Source organism: Hwangdonia seohaensis (assembly GCF_031932625.1).
GTDB lineage: Bacteria > Bacteroidota > Bacteroidia > Flavobacteriales > Flavobacteriaceae > Hwangdonia > Hwangdonia seohaensis.
This window is the reverse complement of the sequence record NZ_JAVSCK010000002.1, coordinates 249,010-267,481: the sequence shown is the minus strand read 5'-3', so window position 1 is coordinate 267,481 and position 18,472 is coordinate 249,010. Positions and strand designations below refer to the sequence as shown.

Genomic DNA, 18,472 nt, shown 5'->3' with positions numbered 1-18,472 from the left:
ATAGCCTATGTTAGACTTCGTAAAATCACAAATAGAAAAAAAAATAGGCTACTTAAAAGACTTCGATTATTTACTAAAGGAGTACAATGAAGAAAACGAAATCATTAAAGGCTATAATGGGCGGCAAATATTAGAGCTGCTTCAAAATTGTGATGACGAAGGTAGTACAGAAGTTTTAATTAAATTAGATAAAGACGCCAATACCATAACCATTAGTAATAATGGGGCACCTTTTTCAGAAAAAGGGTATAAATCCTTGTTTATGCCTTTTCGCTCTTCTAAAATCTCTAAAAAAGAACATATTGGCAACAAAGGTTTGGGCTTTCGTTCTATTATAAATTGGAGTGACCAAATTGAGATTCAAAGCAATAACCTGTCTTTGGTGTATAACCAAGAAAGCCGCAAAACATTTTTCTATTCAAACTTTGATGAACAAAAGCGTAACGCTATTTTAAAAGATGAAGGCTTAATTGATACTGCCATTCCAGTACCTTTTCTAGGCATTCCTGAAGTTAAAGCTATAGCATCAAACAATTATGTTACGAGTATAGTTATAACCTATAAACCTACTTTTTTTAACAGTATTTTAAAGCAAGTTAAAAGTATCACACCTGAAACGCTCTTTTTTTTAAAAAGCTTACAACGTATCAATTTTGAAGGTTTTGACGAATCTGTAAAATCTATAGAAACCCATAAAGAAGCTATTAATACGGAAAGTGATGCTTTTGTGCCTACAGAAAAAATAAGTTACAAAGGCACCACATGGTACATTTTTAAAGAAGAAGAATCTTTAGGCGAAGTCCTAAAAAGTGATAAGATAGAAGAAGAATTCTATCAAATTAAAATAGCCATAGAAGAAAATATGGCAAAACCTACAGGGAAATTATATTCCTTTTTTCCAACTAATATCCATTTAGGACAACCTTATATTTTACATGCTACGTTTGATTTGGATTCTACAAGAAACCAACTCGTACAATCTGATAAAAATAAAATCATTCTTAAAAAAATAGTACAGTTTACTATTAAAGTAGCTAAATACTTTACCCAAGAAAAGGTAAGTTATAAACCTTTACAAATATTGCATCATAGCTACAAAGCTGACACATTGAATAATTTGGGTTATTACAATTTAATTGAGGCAGCCTTTAAAAAAGAGGAAGTGTTTCCTTGCGTTAATAATACCTATCGTAAACTTAACCAAGTGGTGTATTATGGAGATAGTTTTGCGAAGATGCTACAAAAAATAGAAGCAACTGAAATTTTAGGGTTTCATTTATTGCCTGCAGAAAAAGTAAATCTCACTAGCTTTTCAATCTTTTCAGAAATCTATAACAGCTTTAAAAACATAAAAGATGTTGTTCAGGTATTTAACAATATAGCGGCTTTACCACTAACTATTGAGCAACGTAGCTTGTTTATAAATGAAATTGTAAAAAAACGTTTTGAATTATCAGGCTATAAGATTAAACTAAATTTGCTTGTTGACAAGTATGAAAAACCAATTCTTGGTAATGAATATGTGTACACTCCTGAGACTAAAAACAGTACACTAAAAACACCAGATTATGCTAAAATAAAGTTTATCAATCCTCAGTTATATTTTAGTTTAAGTGAACTATTTAATTACAATACTCAAAAGGATAAAAACCGAAGCCGATTTGTAGCAGATAAACTTGAGGGATTATGTAACATTCATAGTTTTGAACCTGCTTTTTTAGCACAAAAAATTATAAGAGAAACCAAAAGTGAATTAAAGAAACCAGATATCAATGAAGTGGAAGTGATTCAGGAAATGAATAGCTGTTTATTTCACAACTTCGAGTTTATAAATCTAGAGGCTATTAATACACCTTTACCAATAGAAATCCCAACCATAAACCTAAATGGAGAGGTTGTGGTTAGTTCAGAGACCATACTTTCCAATACTTACCCAAAGGGACATGCCAACCAAATTATTTTTGAAGGGATTTATACAGATGCAAATTATATAGCTAATCCAAAAGAGCTGGGAATCGATTTAAATAACGAAGAGGCTATTTACAAGGTTCAAGATTATCTTTTGTGGTTAAAAGTGAATGAGCATGCCAAATATGAAAATAAAGAGTTTAAAAATAATGGTGCTGATAATTATTTCAGATATATTCATAAAGAGGTATATACAAGTTATTCACTAGATGTCATTACCATTGTAGGGTTCCATGATATATTAAAGAATATCCCATTAGAAAATTTTATTCTTTGGATACATGTTGACAGTAAGTTAAAAGGTCAGTTATATAATGATTCTAATAAAGATACAGTAGAATATTTATATCGTACTAAATACTATTACAGAGAAAAAACGTCCTTTCTAAAATATTTAATAGAGAAGCACTATAATATTAAGTTCAGGAATTTATTAATTGATGAAAAATACAACTGGGTTAATGATTTAGAAATCAATTATAGACATCCGTTATTTATTGAAAACAACTTATCTAAAAGTGTTATTCAAGAAATTTTAGTAGCGTTAGGTGCTAAAGATAATTTTAATGATTTACCGATTGAGAAAGTCGCAGATATTATAAATAAACTACCTGTTAAATATCCAGACGGTTCAAAGTCTGTTACCTTTTACAAAAAGGCATTAAGTCATTATAAAGAGAATAAAATTGTTATTAATACACCCATAAAGTTGTTTGCAAATGATGGTGAAAAAGATAAAGTTTATAATCAAAATCAAATCTATTTTAGTGAAAAAATAAAGTTACCTAATAAGTTAAAAAAGGACTTCCCAATTTTTAATTTCCCCGCACGTTCTGGTGGTGTTGAGGCTATAAAGTTTTTCGGGATTAACGATTTAAATGATATTGAAATCGAATTAGAGTCACATCAAATTCTTGAAAATATTTCGGAACAGTTTAATAAGCATCTCTCTGAATTAAAGCCATACATTCTCGCACAAAGAATCCATGATTTTGATGATTTAAAATCACAACAAATACAAGCATCAATTTGTAATAAGATTAAACTTGTCTTATGTTCTGAATTGGACTATAAGGTAAATGAAAAACAGTATGGTACTTCAACCTACGAATACATTCATGTTGAGGAGCACACCTATTACATGAAAGTAAATTCATTCGATGTGTTAAAGGACCTTATTAATAACTCTGATTTTACTGATAACATTGCTGAAATTCTAGCTTTATCCTTTGATGTAAAAAATGACAAGACAGAATTCCGAAATATTATTAGAAGCGATATAGAGGTTGTTGAAAGTGATATTATAAGAGATTTTAGTGAAGATACTTTAAAAGAAGCTAAAGAATTATTGGGACTAGCAGATTATAAGCAAGCATTCTGGAAAACAATGTTCACTTTAAAAGGTATTGAATATGATGAAGGACTAGATGATATCGCTTTAAATACATTATTAGCAGAAAAATTAAAAGTAAGCTTTGATGTGGCTAAATTAGAATATGAGAATATTTCTAGTAATACACAAGTCAATAAATTGAAAAACTTGTTTAACGAGTTACGTATATCGCTCAAAGAGTTTGCTAATATTTATCCCTATAAAATTTCATATGAAGTACAGCATTTTAAAACAATCAGAGATATAATATTATCTAACAAACCAAAAGTTAAAACAGCAATTTGGAACAAGCTACTTAAGGGGAATTTAGAAGAAAAGAAAACTTTTTTAACCGAAATAAATAAGCTGGAGGCATATGAAGGTTTTGCCAAAGAAATGTCAGAAAACCAAAAACACGTGTTTCAAATAGAGGAAAATAAGATTTTAAATAATTACATTTCTGGTATTTATGGAGATCTAAAACTAGAAAGTAACATAATGGACTTTCATAAGATATTAGTCACGAACGGCTCTTATTTTTCTAATACAGAATTAGAACTAATAAATCAGGATATTGAGTTAAAGAGTCTGTTACATTTTGAAGAAAATTTAGAAAGCTTAAAAGCTATTTTAGAATCACAATTGAATACTAAAACTGAAACGAATCAAAACGAAAACAAAAATCAATCCCAAACAAATGAATTAGAAGTTGTTTCGAGTGAAAAACTAAAGCAAAAGAAGACGCCTTTTAAAGGGGCAGGTAACAGAAAACCATATTTACCAGGAAAAGACAATAAAGGGAAACTAAAACAAATTGGTAACGCCTCGGAAGATTGTGTGATGCAATATCTGAAAGACAATAATTACACGAACATCTATAAGGCTTCCGAAGATAATGAAGGGTTGCATTATGACATTAGGTTTACAGATGAAAACGGAAATATTAAATTTATAGAAGTAAAAACCTTTAATACAGGGATATTTTATTTGTCAAAAGATGAATTCAACTTTGGTGAACAAAATCAAGAAGATTATGAAATTTGGTTAGTTAAAAATGGTAAAACCATAATTCCTATTAAAGACTTTTATACAAACTCTAAATACCAACCAATAACTAACGAATACATTGTCTATTTAGATATAGAATAATAAAGATAAAATATGCTACCACTGCAACAAGCTTACGAAGTAAAGCAATCCATAATAGAATATTTAAAAGCAACATTCAGCTTTAAAGAAAAAGTAGTGTCTGATGCTTTCTATAACTTTATAGAGCATCCAAAAGAAGGCATTTTTAAAGGACCTTATGTGTCCTTAAAATTACCTTTTGTTACCTATACAGATGATGAGGAGCTACCATTAGAAATAAAACCAAATTTCCCACCTTATAAACATCAGTTTGAAGCGTTTAAACGATTGCATACCAAAAATGGTCATAAACCAGAACCTACCTTATTAACTACAGGTACAGGTTCGGGTAAAACAGAATCGTTTTTATATCCCATTTTAGATTATTGTCATAAACATAAGAACGAAAGCGGTATAAAAGTTATTATTTTATACCCAATGAATGCCTTGGCTACAGACCAGGCCAAACGTTTAGCAGAAACTATTTTTAATGATGAGAAGCTTAAAGGCACCATAACAGCGGGATTATTCATTGGTGAAGGAAAAAACAAAAGCAAGTTTCCAACCACTATGGGAGAAACTCATGTGATTGAAAACAGAGACCACATCATTAGCAATCCACCAGATATTTTACTCACCAACTTTAAAATGCTGGATTATGGTTTAATGCGTCATAATTATAACAAGCTATGGTCACATAACTTTGAAAACCCAGAACTACTGCGTTTTTTAGTATTGGATGAATTACATACGTATGACGGAGCGCAAGGAACAGATGTAGCAAATTTGATTCGTAGGTTGAAATTAAAGTTGGATATTCCTGAAAATCATTTATGTCCTATTGGTACCTCTGCCACCATAGGAAAAGGAGAAGATTCGGTTAAACTACTCACACAGTACGCATCTGATGTGTTTGGAGAAATCTTCCCACCAGAATCGGTGATTATTGAACACCGCTTATCTTCCGAAGAATTTTACACACTTCCAGACGATAAATTAGATACCTTTTTACCTAGATTAGTCGGTATTCAACAAAGCAGATTAGGAATAGATGAAGAGTATCACGATTACATAAAGCGCCAAAAGAAATTATGGCAGATTCCTGAATCAATTTCGGCCTATCAACTAGCTTCCGAATTAAAGAAATTAAAGATTGTTAAAGAGATAAGTACACTTTGCAGTGAAGGTATTGTGTCTATAAATCAACTCATTAATAGGTTAGATGATAGTAACGCTAATTTTAAAAACATCATTGAATACGATGCTGAACATGACTACCACCCCAAAGAGGAAGTCATCACGTCTATTTTAGCCTTAATTGCAGAAGCTAAAGCAGATGAAAAAGAACGGTTTCCTTTTTTATTCCTTCAAATTCAAATATGGATTCGTGAATTAAGTGGTGTGTTAAGAGTCTTTTCTGAACAACCAAAGTTTACATGGCGTGATAAAATTGGAGGCAAAAATGAAGCACAAGCATTACCACCGTATTTCTGTCGTGAATGTGGAGCAAGCGGATGGTTAGCAAATAAGCAAGACAACCGAAACCAATTTGAGTTAGATCCATTAGAAGTTTATGAACAATATTTTAGCAATCACAAAAACGTTTATTTTGTAAACTATAATACACCAGCACATTATAAAATTGACGAATATGAGCCTACCGCAGCCATAACACCCTATGTACATGAGGTAGATTTAAAATTTCATGATACACCGTCTGATAGACGAATCAATCTATTAGCTTACAGAAAAGTTAGGGACAATAAAGGCTTACACACCTGTCCTGAATGTAACGCCAATAACGATATGAGTATAATAGGTACGCGTATCGCAACTTTAAATTCTATTACAACCAGTCAAATACTCGCTTCAAATTTAGATGAGCGTGGTGAAAAATATCGTAAAGTATTAGCATTCACTAATGGTGTTCAAGATGCAGCACACCAAGCAGGATTTATAGAATCTAGAAATTACAGGTTTACATTTAGAGCGTCTTTGCAAAAAGTCATTAATGAAATCAATGAACCAACAGACTTAATTACTCTAAAAGAAAAATTTATTGCGTATTGGAAAACACATGCAGATCCAACAGAAAAAAACCATTTAGAGGCCTATTTCTATCGTTTTTTTCCGGCAGACAGAATTGGAGAAGCCAGAGTTGAAGATTTTAGAAACTTAACCACAAACTCATTTTCCAAAACCTTTGAAAAAGAGTTTGATACCCGTGTATTTTGGGAAATAATTTCAGAGTTTGGGTATAATGCAGGCATTGGTAGGACATTGGAAAAAACAAGCTCATCAGCACCTAGTTTTAATCATGAAAAATTTGAGACCATATTTTCTATCATGGAACCATGGCTAAATGAGAATATGCTAGAGCGCATGACGAAAGATGATTTTTTAAAATTTCTAAATGGTTGTTTACACCGTATGCGTATTCGTGGGGCTGTAAATCATGATTATTTAGTAAAATTTAGAACAAGAGATCTTAAAATATGGGATTTAAATTGGATGCGTGATGGTAGACATTATTTAAGCAGACGTTATCATCCAAGAACACGTATTCCTAAATTGGTAGTGAATTATCCAGATAATAGAGGGATTATTGATAGCACACATGCTAGAACAACCAATTGGTTTCACGCCTATTTTAAAAAATCCTTTCAATTTGTACCCGATAATACAGCGGTTATTAACGAGTTCTACCAAAAATTATTTGCGCACTTGTTGGAAGCCGAAATTCTAAATAGTGAAACGGCAAAAGATGGTGATAATTTTGCCATAAACCCTGAAAAAATTATTATAAGCAACAAAGTAGCTACTTACAGCTGTAATGAGTGTACATCTACCTTAAATGTCAATAATAATGATGCCCTAGTGGAAGGAACAGCTTGTATAAATTATAGATGTCCGGGTAAATATGGAAAATCAAACAACAACACATTCAATTATTATAACTTAATTTACAATAGAGAGCATTCCCCAAGAATTTATGCATCAGAACATACGGGAGTACTTGATAGAAAAGTTAGGGAAAAAACAGAGTACGATTTTAAAGAAAGACCAAACTACAATTCTTTAAATACGCTGGTAGCCACATCAACTTTAGAAATGGGTATTGATGTAGGGTCGTTAAATGCTGCAATTAACACAAGTATTCCACCGTTACCATCAAATTTTTTACAACGAATTGGGCGTGCAGGACGTTCTTCAGGCACCGCGTTAATCACAAATTTTTCCCAAAATAAGGCGCATGATTTGTTTTACTATGAAGAACCTAATGAAATGATGGAAGGTGATATAAATACACCTGGGTGCTTCTTAAATGCTAAAGACATTTTGTTTAGACATTTTACAGCTTATTGTTTTGATAGTTGGACTAAGGAAGATCCTGAAAGACATCAAATACCTGCTTTAATTAAACAATTAAACTTACTAGAGGCAGGTAAATTAAGTAGCAAAGGGTTTTTTATAAATCAATTATTAGGATTTGTTTTAGATAATCAAAAACAATTAATTCAGGCCTTTAAAACGGCTTACGATGGTCAAATAGACATGACTATTATTGATGATATTAAAATAGCCATTCAACAAGGCGTTTTTCAGAATAAATTAGTTAGAGTCTTCGAGGATTTAAAAAATGAATGTTTTTTTATCATTCAAAAAGTAGCTGATATTGATGATTATATCAAGGAAAAAGAGTTAGGGGAAACAGATGACGAGCATAAGGAATTAACGCGTGAAAAAAGGGCGCTTTGGCAGTTAAAAAAAGGGATTGAAACCAGACAAGTTATTGAACACCTTACAAATGTGGGTGTGTTACCTAATTACGCATTCCCTGAAACTGGTGTTACCTTAAACGCACATGTTTATGGTTTTAAACCAGAAGGTGCCGAACAAGAACCTGAAAACAAATCATTTGAAATAGTACGTTCAGCTGCTTCTGCATTGAAAGAGTTTGCACCCGATAATTATTTCTATAGTCAAGGCAATAGATTAGAAATTTCGGGTTTAAACACCTACGATTGGAGTGGAGAAAAATCGAGTTTAGTTGCAATGCGCTTTTGTTCTAATTGCGACCATCTTGAAGAAGACTTAAAGGCAGAAAAAGGACTATGCCCTAAATGTGGTAATGAATCTTGGAACTCGGCATCTAACAAACATATGTTTGCCAGATTACAGACCGTAAAATCGGTAAATTCTAGAAATAAATCGACACTTAATGATGCTAAAGACGAAAGAGAGCAACAGCACTACACCGTTTCTACGCACTTCAAATTCAACCCCAAAACCATTGAAGGTACCTGGGGAATGGTAAAAATTCCATTTGGTATCGAATATGTAAAAGATGTTCAGTTAACAAAGGTAAATTTAGGAACAGGGGTATTAAATTCAAGTCACATAACAATCAATCAATTTGAAAATGTAGCTCGTCATGGCTTTGTAACTTGCAAGCATTGTGGTAAGTCAACCTCAAAACCAAATTTAGTTTTAAACAGTACCTATAAAAAATTTCATTACGGTTTCTGCAAACATAGAGAAGAAGATTATAATGGTGTTCCCAATGATGTTTTCGAAGAAGTCTTTTTATTTAGAAGCATTAAAACAGAGGCTATAAAAATACTCTTACCTGTTCAAGAGTTTTTAAACGAGGCGACACAGCAAATGTTTAAAGCAGGTTTGCAATTGGGGCTAAAAAAATATTATAAAGGTAATCCAGATCACGTAGCATTCGACTTTTATTCAGAGTATAATCAAGCTAATCAAAGGTTTGATAGGTATTTGGTGGCCTATGACACCATCCCTGGAGGAACAGGTTATCTACAAAAATTATTTAACCCAAAAGAATTTACAGATTTATTAAATGAAGCCTATAAGGCAATTAAAGAATGTTCCTGTAAAGACCAAGGTAAAGACGGTTGTTATAGATGTATTTTAACGTATTCAAACCAATATATAAGAGAGGATTTAAGCAGGGAAAGAGCAGAACAGATATTTAAAAATATTGTAGACCAATCCAAGGATTGGGAACCAATTAATCAAGGTATTTCCTCTCTAACAAAAACAGGGATGATTGAAGAAAGTGAATTGGAATCTAAATTTATTTATGCTTTAAAGAATTATACTGTAAAATATTCTGATAAGAACTTTTTGTTTGGTGAGGTCAAAGAAAATGGAATCCAAACCTATCGCTTAAAATTACCCATAGATGGAGGTAATATAACTTATGCTATCAGACCGCAAATAAATTTAGGAGAAAAAGATGGAGTTTCAGTAAGCACCAGAACTGATTTCTTAATAAAGTGTATCCAAATTGAAAGAGATGGTCAGGTAGTTAATGACATCGACACTTTATTAGCTTTTAAAGATGTTGCTATTTATTTAGATGGATACACATATCATGCTTCTGATAAACACATGCGTTTTTATGAAGACATTGTAATTAGAGATGCTATTGCTGAAACACCTAATATAATACCATGGTCGTTAAGCTGGACTGATGTACTGTTATTTGAAAACGAAGATGATAATTCGAGAACAGACAGCTTGTATGTTGATGCGTTACGCTTCAGAAAAGCAATTCAAGCATTAAACAATTATCCAATGGCTCAAAAACTGAATAAAGGCTTGTTAAAAGCAAAAAATTCAATAGAACGTTTACTATGGTTTTTGGCAAATAGCAATTCGTTAAATATAAATTCGGAAATAGGATACTTTTTTGCTGCGCGTCAAGATGAATTTAACAAATACATCTTTGATGAAGTAGTCGCTTCAAAGCTTTTAGATGTAAATACAATGATTTCAGATGGTGAATTAGCTAAACCGGGGCCAAATGCATACATGAAATCTGATGTAACAGAAGCCAATGAATTATATAAGTCAAGGGTTTTTGTGAGATTCAAGGATTTTGATATAAAATCCAATCTAGTTACTACAGAGCAAAAGGAAATAGATAAAGCAATTTGGGAAGAATTCTTAAGATTGTATGCAATATTGAAATTATTAAGGTAATAAATTGAATGAAAGAATTAGCCCATTTTAAAGACCCGGGAAATCCAAAAATATCTGTTGCACTAGCTGGGATTAATAAACTCGATTGGATTAATATTTGTGAATCCAAAACTATAAAGGATGCATCGCAAATAATGTCTGCTTATAAATTTGATGTACTTCCAATTATTAATAAAGATAATAGCTATTCCCATTATTATACAACAATTAGGTGGAGTGATTATTCTACTGGTAATATCATTAAAAAAGAAATTGATGCTTCAAACACACTTTATTATTTAACAAGCATAGAGGATGCTATCAATAAATTTGACAGCTCAAAATCCAATTATTTTTTTCTGGATAATCTTTCTGAAACTGTTGGTTTGATAACTATTGGTAATTTGAATTGTAAGCATGTTTATTTGTATTTATACAATCTCATTATTCAATTAGAACATAAAATGGGTGAATACATTTATAATAATGGAGTAAGTGATAATACACTAATTAAATTATTTGAAAATCGCACAGAATCTAATAACGGAAAAGATGCTTTATTTCGGTATAACGAGGATAATAAAAAGGGTTATGACTATACCTTTATTGAGTATCTATATTTAACAGATTTAGTCTATATTTTTAAGAATCTGGGATTTCTTGAACATTTAAATTTAACTGCAAGTAAATTAGATAAAATGATTCACAGAATTAATGCAATTAGATTAGTTGTTGCGCACCCAAATAAAAGTTTAATAGTTGATGACACATCAACAACAAAATTAAATGAGGCTATTAAAAATATTGATGTTTTAATGAATTTAATGAATCATCAAATATAATTCTAGAAATCTTGTTAAAAATGCAAAAACCCATCCTTTCAAAATCAACATTTATAAGAGGCTTACAATGCGAAAAATCATTGTACCTCTATAAGCATCATTATAATTTAAAGGATGAAACACCAGCACAATTACAAGCTATCTTCAATCAAGGTACAAATGTTGGGTTATTGGCTCAAGAGCTATTCCCTAATGGTGCGGATGCATCACCGTCTAGCCATTTTAAAATGCAAGAATCGGTATTTAAAACTCAAGAGTTTATTGCAAAGGGAGAAACTATTATTTATGAAGCTACGTTCCAGTTTAATGGTGTTTTAGCGGCGTTAGACATTCTTGTAAAAGAAACGGATGGTTGGAAAGCTTATGAAGTAAAAAGTTCAACGAGTGTTTCAGATACTTATATATATGATGCTGCAATACAATACTACACCATAGTAAATTCTGGAATCGATTTAAAAGACATTTCCATAGTATATATCAATAACCAATATTTAAAAAATGGTCCTATTAATATTCAGGAATTATTTACGATAGAATCAGTTTTTGATAGGGTTCTAGAAGTGTTACCAATTATACCGAATCAAGTTCAAAACTTAAAACAAGTTATAAAACAAGAGACAATACCTAATATTGATATTGGTGCTCATTGTGATTCCCCCTACTCATGCGATTTCAAAGGACATTGCTGGAAACACATACCAGACTATTCAATTTTTGATATTTCAAATTTAAGGACAAACAAAAAATTTCAATTATACGACCAAGGTATTGTAACGCTCGATCAAATTGATTTAGAGAACAATCCTTTAAATGCGAATCAGCTATTACAAGTCACAAGCGAATTAAATAGTGCCACGCATATAGATAAAGAAAATATTTCAACCTTTATAAGCGATCTAAACTATCCATTATATTTTTTGGATTTTGAAACCATGGGTTCAGCGATTCCTATTTATGATAATACGAGACCCTATCAACAATTTGTGTTTCAATATTCCCTGCATGTTCAGAAAGAAAAAGAAGGAGAGTTACAACACTTTGAATATTTAGCAGAAACAACCACCAATGAAGACCCTAGAATTGTTTTTGTAAAACAATTAATTAAAGATTGTAGTACTTCAGGTGATATTTTAGTCTATAACATAGGCTTCGAAAGAGGTAAACTAAACGATCTCATCACATTATTCCCTGCACATGCCAACGAAATAAATAACATAATAAATCGCTTAAAAGACTTAATGATACCGTTTCAAAAACGTTGGTATTATACCCCAGAAATGAAAGGAAGTTATTCAATAAAATATGTGCTGCCTGCATTAGTACCAGAGTTGTCATACCAAGATTTAGAAATCAAAGAAGGCGGTACTGCAAGTACCATATTTGCACAAATGGCAAGCGCCGAATTTACCGGCGATTACGCAAAAAAAAGAAAAGATTTACTGGAATATTGTAAACGTGACACCTATGCGATGGTTAAGATATATGAGGTTTTGAAAGAAATTATTTAAAATACAAAATGTAGATGCTTCAAGGTTATAAATATACATATGAATTATACAAATATTTAGAAGATGGTAATTATAATCGTTTTTTATCTTCTTACTGGTTAAAGAGACCGTTTTTAACAGAAAGCGATAAACAAAGATTGTTAGTTAAAATAATTGAAGGGTGTTACAATAATAAAGATTATAAGATTTACAAAAATATTTTTTATCCTTTTATATATGATAACGTAAGTTTTAATTTTTCAGTAGACGATTGGGTTCCAAATTTCTTATCATTATTAATTGACAAAGCACCTTACAAAAATTTATTTCATTTTTTTATAAGAAAAGGAGCAGATATTAATTTTGTTGGTGACTTATTTACGAATGATGAAGATACTTATGAAGAATTAAAGAAAACTCACGATTGTCATGTATTACGCTATGAAACTTGTCTTGATTTTGTTCAAAAAAAACTTGATTATTTAATGTCTGAAGATTGTGTTTATGGTGGAGGTGAAACTTCTAATGTTGTAAAAGATGAAAACGATAGAATTATAAGTGCCACAATTACATTCAAAGATGTATCAGAGCAAGATGAATATCATTCTGACTTAATCAAAACAATAAGGCTAAAAGATTTTATAAATAGTTTAGGTGGTAAAACTTACGAAGAACTGAAAAGCTCAAGGTAATTATTTGTGTTTCTTTAATGACTTTAAAATCCCCACAACCCAAAACCCAGTTTATTGCGTAAAGCAATAACCCTCTGTCTTTTGTGTTGTTCCGCTTACCTTACAAGTTTAGCGTTTTTTAGGTCTTCAAGGTAATAGCACATTGCAGTTTTGGTTTTCATAAAATCAAACCAAAATACAATAAGCTATTCATCTATTATGGTATCATAAAAACCCTAAACTTACCCAAGCTATGTTACATAATACAAGTTATAGTAGCAAAACATTGTTTATAGGTTTTGCTACGCAAGTTTTAATTGTTTCGTAGCTATAACTGGTATTATGTAAAATATCGGCTTGCCTACGCTCAAATTTGAACTTAAACATAAACTTTTCGTTTCTTTGAAATTATAAAACCACTTTTCCCCACCACCCAAGTCAGCGGTTATAAAAAAATAGGCATATAAAATGTATTTATACGCCATAGCACATTACTTTTTTTGTTCCTTAAAAAGCAATAAGCTATTGTCAAAAAGCCCTGTATAAGTAGCTTGTTTAAATGCTCTTTTATCAAACAACTATTTAAAACGCTACACATACACACGCTTCATCCAACGCTCAAATACGAACTGAAACCTATTTTTTTAAGTGTTAATTCCCCTAAAAGTGTTTCCCTTTTTTAATTAAATAATCAGATGCTTGTTTTTCAATATCATCCTGTGTCCATATTTTATTTTCCAACACCCAAGTATTTATAGTTTCCTTATCAAAATAAAGTCTTTTACCTCTTTTCGAATGCGGTATTGTATGGCTGCTTGTAAGTTTGTATATATGCGATTTAGATAAACCTAAATAATTTGAAAGCTGTTCTATATCCATAATTTTAGTAGTAATGAAGTTGGTTTCTTTTGTTCCAATATTTGCATAAATGTTTGTAAGTAAATTTTCAATGCGCTCTAATCTTTCATTAATAATTTCAAAAGGATTTTCCATAATAATCAAGTTTATATTAGAGTATGAAAATAAAAAAAGGCAGCAAATATAGGTAGCTTCCTTCTGCCAGCGCGCAATGTTATAAAGGTCAAGCCCTACGGGTTTTGAATAAAACTTTTTTAAAGAAACTCATTACGCCTGTTTCAACATTTTTGCATAAAAAACTTTTATACAAAAACCTTGACAGCATCACCCACGCTACCTTAACATCAGCTTTCTTTTTTTCTTTTCTTTGAAAAAATTTATGCAAAAGAAAAAAGTCCAATCGATATGACTGGACTTTGATGAATTCAGTAAAGGTTACCAATCAAAACTGAATAATCTATTTTTTAGATTTTGTTAACCATTTTAATAAAAGAGATACAGCGAAACTAACCGAAGCACCAACGACTGCTAAAATAACAGTTTTTAGAATATCTTCCGAAAAAATATTCGGTACAATACTCAATAAAGTACCAGACGTGGTGCCTACTTTAAGTGAAAGATCTGTTTTCATGATTCTAATTTACTTGATCATTTATTTGCGGCTGTTTTTTAGCCTGATCATCAACGGTAACCTGACTCACAGCTGATAAAACACCCCCTGCAACCGCTACATAACCAGCGATGGTTACAATGCTTGCAGGTAAGGCAATAGGAGCAGCAATAATACTACCGCTAACCGCTAATAATGATAATCCAATGGTCCTCAAAACTCTAAAAAATTTAGGTGTGGGAGCTTTAGCTCGTTCTGTTAAATTCATAACTTATAATTTAAAGATGAAACATTTTAAATAGAGGTAATTAACAATTCCACTTCCGTATTCTTGTCTAACTTTGGAAAAACCAAATCAGTCAATTTTTTGAGTGCTTTTCTTGAATAATTACCCTTACCTATTCCTGTGCAATTAGATACTGGTGCAATACAACCTAATAGGTCTTTTTTGGCATTATTTGCAGGATGAATTAATATAAAGTCTCTTCCTGGAACATCAATGAGATGAATATGCCAACCAAACTTATTGCTATATCGCTTTTTTAGAATGTACTTCCCTTCAGGAATACAAGACACCATACGTTTGTTATTTAACCAGGGCAATTCAATAGTGTAACAAATAGTTGATCCATCGTTTTGCAACAATCCTAGTGTACCTTCAGGGAAATAGATTCTATGTAATACCAATAGCATTATACACCACTATCTACTTTTACAATAGATAATGGATTATAAGCGCCATTTTTAAGCGGATACATTTGGCCATTAATCTCTTGATAAAATTCAATCCCCAGTGCTAAAAACAAAGGACTAGTACTGTTAGCAGTAACAGCATTACTCAAATTGATTGCTGCAGTTGCAGTAGTATCCCATGGTAAAATGGCTGTTTCTGAAGTAGCAACAACAAAAGTTTCTGCTTCAAAATCTACTTCAGCACCACCAGAAACCATTTTAAAATGCGTAGTACCACTTGGAGCTGCAATCATATTAGATGGAATAAAAGAAGCCAAATCAGCATCCAAAGTACCAGTCACACGATCAATCGTAGCGGTAAATGGAGCAAACAAACTAGTCCCTAATTTCCCTCGAATATTAAATTCAAATCCAAACAATAATTCAGCTTCACCATCAATCACGTTTCGTAATCCACGCTCACTAGTAGTATCCGCTTGAATCACTTTTACCATAGACTGGGTTAATCTGCTTACCATTCTGCTATCCGCAGAATTTAAAAGCAATGGACGTAATGCAGTCCTTAAAATTTTACCTGCTTTCCCTGCTCTACCAAACTCCGACCCATTTTCACGCGTTCTCTGAAATGCAGGATCCGTAGCAATACGTTGTGCATCAACACCACCCTTTTCGCGCGCTAAATGTCCATCTTGGGTTTTGTAAAAGGTAATATCTCCAATAGTACCTTTTAATTTAATTATGCCTTTTTGTCTTGCCATAATTTAAATATTTAGTTAAACAATCCGTTTAAATCTTTAAGGTGTTGCAACAAACTCGATAGATTTTAAATCAAATATCACTTGACTAAATCAATAATAAAAGCAAGAGCGATTCCATATGTCACTATCTGCTACAGATGACAGAAAACAACATAAATAACCTCTAGAGAGGGAAAAAAGTTGAGGTATCTTTCTAAAAAAGGAAATCAATAAAAAAATAGTACTTTTAATCAGGTTTAAAGTAGAATCATATAGTAAGTTAATGTATATCAAAGCCTAATCAAAAGTATAGATAGTATATGAAAAATGACATGCAAAGAGTATGCATCTATCCAAAAGACGTTCAGCTAATCACAGGAAAGAGTTATCGTCAAAGTGTTAGACTCGTACGGAAAATTAAAGAAGAACTCAATAAAACCTCCAATGAGTTCTTAACCATTGATGAGTTTTGTGCTTATGCTGGCATAAAATATGAACAAGTCTCTCACTTGATTTTAGGATAGTAAATCCATTTGATAATTGAGGAGATAATTCATCAATAAAAACAATCTACACCCTACTAAAACTAGTTCAAATTTTAGTGTTCTATATCTAAAAACCATTGTTTTTATTGACTTAATTCACTATTTTTACAATACACAATTTAGTGATATTTAGTACGTAAAAAAAGGAGTCCAAATCGGTTACCTTAATTGATGAAAAAATTATAACATACTGATTTACAAAAGCATATAAAGAGGAGTTAAATCCCTCTTTCTCCGCTAGGAATATGTCAAATTCCACTAAAAGCCCATAAACATCATGTTTATGGGCTTTTTATATTTTCATTAATATCTTATAATATCACCTTAAGACCGTATCTTTTATTCAATTGATAAATTAAAAATTGTAAAGGGTGTTTTCCAATAATCAATCAATATATAAGGCATAATACAGTTTCATGGTCTGCGTATTTAAAAAATTTCTTATCTTAATACATTGAAACCAACAATTTAGTCATCGAAATCTAAAAAACCAAACAGATGAATGCTCAGGATATTCACGAATCTAAAGTTTTTCTAAGTCACGCACATGAAGATTCACGACTAGCGGATAATTTAAGGGAATTGTTAGAAACTATTTGTAGCATAGCAAATTTACCCAAGATAGATATTTTTTTTTCTAGCAATTTAAAACCAGGAGGTGGTATGGAACTTGGAGAATGGCGGACACGACTTGAAAAGGAAATTGAAGACGCCGTTTTAACAATTGCCATTGTAACTCCCGATTCCAATGACAAACCGTGGTTGGCCTACGAAAGTGGAATGTCGATTGGAAGAGCTAAAAAAGTTACGCCAATCCTGTATTTTATGGGTCAAGAAAGCCTTCATTCCGTTTATCGCAATCAACAATCTTATATAGGTGAAAATTTGGAATCTATGCGAAAATGCTGTTACGATATTCTATCAACCAGCACAGAAGCAAACATATCCGAAGAGAATATTAAATTGTGGGATGGTTTCATTCAGGTATACATTGAAAAGGTTAAGGCTGAAAAAAACGATCTTTATTTTAGAAGCCTTTTTCGCGACCAGTTCCATAATTCTGAAAACGCCAGTAAATTTGAAGGCAATTGGTTTGCCAAATGGACCCAAATAAATGAGGACGGATCTGAAGAGGTTTTTGAAAAAGATGAGCTTTATGCTTGGACCACAGCTAACAGAATCCGTTTTGTGGGCTACTCCCAAAAACACGGAACAGAAGGCATGAAATATCCTATGGAAGGCATTGTCTCTCCAGACAGAAAAATCGCATTGAGTTATTGGAGCGAGGGCGAAATACCAATTTGTGGAACTTGCCTGATGAAACCGCAAGGCGCAGGTGGTGATACTTTAATTGGTAATTGGCAGGGATATACCGCAAAGTCTATTGACGATGATCCTACTTTTTTTAGTGGGCGTGTTTTAATGTCTAAATCCGAGGGTAAGGTGGACGCGTTTGCCAAAACAAATTAACTTAACTACCCCCCCCCATTTTTCGGCATACGTCAGGAACCAATATAACTAAATTCATTTTTTTAACTTTAGCAAAGTTGTGTTAACTTATCAATATCGA

Annotated in this window: 11 protein-coding genes; 6 read left to right on the top strand and 5 right to left on the bottom strand. The window is 31.9% G+C overall.

Annotated elements, in window-relative coordinates; genetic code table 11:
* The first annotated feature begins 7 nt into the window (after positions 1–7).
* The 5 genes from RNZ47_RS06465 to RNZ47_RS06445 are packed head-to-tail and all read left to right on the top strand — an operon-like array spanning position 8 to position 13,480.
* Positions 8–4,489 (top strand): sacsin N-terminal ATP-binding-like domain-containing protein, encoded by a 4,482-nt coding sequence (locus RNZ47_RS06465; protein WP_311937957.1) that lies wholly within the window; start codon positions 8–10, stop codon positions 4,487–4,489.
* A gap of 12 nt (positions 4,490–4,501) precedes the next feature.
* A complete protein-coding gene (locus RNZ47_RS06460) occupies positions 4,502–10,480 on the top strand; it encodes a DEAD/DEAH box helicase family protein (protein ID WP_311937955.1) in 5,979 nt (1,992 codons plus the stop codon).
* 8 nt (positions 10,481–10,488) lie between these two features.
* Positions 10,489–11,301: a hypothetical protein gene (locus tag RNZ47_RS06455; protein WP_311937953.1), complete on the top strand. Its 813-nt coding sequence runs from the start codon at positions 10,489–10,491 to the stop codon at positions 11,299–11,301.
* Positions 11,302–11,321: 20 nt separating this feature from the next.
* Positions 11,322–12,809 (top strand): DUF2779 domain-containing protein, encoded by a 1,488-nt coding sequence (locus RNZ47_RS06450; RefSeq protein WP_311937951.1) that lies wholly within the window; start codon positions 11,322–11,324, stop codon positions 12,807–12,809.
* 14 nt (positions 12,810–12,823) lie between these two features.
* Positions 12,824–13,480, top strand: a complete 657-nt coding sequence (locus RNZ47_RS06445) for a hypothetical protein (RefSeq protein ID WP_311937950.1) — start codon at positions 12,824–12,826, stop codon at positions 13,478–13,480.
* A 639-nt stretch (positions 13,481–14,119) separates the two neighbouring features.
* Here the strand turns inward: RNZ47_RS06445 and RNZ47_RS06440 are convergent.
* The 5 genes from RNZ47_RS06440 to RNZ47_RS06420 form a co-directional block, all read right to left on the bottom strand.
* A complete protein-coding gene (locus tag RNZ47_RS06440) occupies positions 14,120–14,452 on the bottom strand; it encodes a helix-turn-helix domain-containing protein (protein WP_311937948.1) in 333 nt (110 codons plus the stop codon).
* A gap of 322 nt (positions 14,453–14,774) precedes the next feature.
* Positions 14,775–14,948 carry a hypothetical protein gene (locus RNZ47_RS06435; protein ID WP_311937946.1) on the bottom strand — a complete coding sequence of 58 codons (174 nt, stop codon included), beginning with the start codon at positions 14,946–14,948 and terminating at the stop codon, positions 14,775–14,777.
* Between the two features lie 4 nt (positions 14,949–14,952).
* The gene (locus RNZ47_RS06430) at positions 14,953–15,195 is read right to left on the bottom strand and encodes a hypothetical protein (protein WP_311937944.1); all 243 of its coding nucleotides are present in this window, start codon (positions 15,193–15,195) and stop codon (positions 14,953–14,955) included.
* A gap of 26 nt (positions 15,196–15,221) precedes the next feature.
* A complete protein-coding gene (locus RNZ47_RS06425; RefSeq protein WP_311937942.1) occupies positions 15,222–15,620 on the bottom strand; it encodes a DUF5675 family protein in 399 nt (132 codons plus the stop codon).
* Complete coding sequence (locus tag RNZ47_RS06420; RefSeq protein ID WP_311937941.1) at positions 15,620–16,378, bottom strand: hypothetical protein; 759 nt, start codon at positions 16,376–16,378, stop codon at positions 15,620–15,622. Before RNZ47_RS06420 ends, RNZ47_RS06425 begins: the two co-directional genes overlap by 1 nt.
* 1,022 nt (positions 16,379–17,400) lie before the next feature.
* Here RNZ47_RS06420 and RNZ47_RS06415 point away from each other — a divergent pair.
* Positions 17,401–18,372, top strand: a complete 972-nt coding sequence (locus RNZ47_RS06415) for a toll/interleukin-1 receptor domain-containing protein (protein WP_311937940.1) — start codon at positions 17,401–17,403, stop codon at positions 18,370–18,372.
* Positions 18,373–18,472 lie beyond the last annotated feature (100 nt).

Coding starts and splice junctions, on each gene's coding strand:
- RNZ47_RS06465 (WP_311937957.1), top strand. CDS start 8: ATGTTAGACTTCGTAAAATCACAAATAGAAAAAAAAATAGGCTACTTA.
- RNZ47_RS06460 (WP_311937955.1), top strand. CDS start 4,502: ATGCTACCACTGCAACAAGCTTACGAAGTAAAGCAATCCATAATAGAA.
- RNZ47_RS06455 (WP_311937953.1), top strand. CDS start 10,489: ATGAAAGAATTAGCCCATTTTAAAGACCCGGGAAATCCAAAAATATCT.
- RNZ47_RS06450 (WP_311937951.1), top strand. CDS start 11,322: ATGCAAAAACCCATCCTTTCAAAATCAACATTTATAAGAGGCTTACAA.
- RNZ47_RS06445 (WP_311937950.1), top strand. CDS start 12,824: ATGCTTCAAGGTTATAAATATACATATGAATTATACAAATATTTAGAA.
- RNZ47_RS06440 (WP_311937948.1), bottom strand. CDS start 14,452: ATGGAAAATCCTTTTGAAATTATTAATGAAAGATTAGAGCGCATTGAA.
- RNZ47_RS06435 (WP_311937946.1), bottom strand. CDS start 14,948: ATGAAAACAGATCTTTCACTTAAAGTAGGCACCACGTCTGGTACTTTA.
- RNZ47_RS06430 (WP_311937944.1), bottom strand. CDS start 15,195: ATGAATTTAACAGAACGAGCTAAAGCTCCCACACCTAAATTTTTTAGA.
- RNZ47_RS06425 (WP_311937942.1), bottom strand. CDS start 15,620: ATGCTATTGGTATTACATAGAATCTATTTCCCTGAAGGTACACTAGGA.
- RNZ47_RS06420 (WP_311937941.1), bottom strand. CDS start 16,378: ATGGCAAGACAAAAAGGCATAATTAAATTAAAAGGTACTATTGGAGAT.
- RNZ47_RS06415 (WP_311937940.1), top strand. CDS start 17,401: ATGAATGCTCAGGATATTCACGAATCTAAAGTTTTTCTAAGTCACGCA.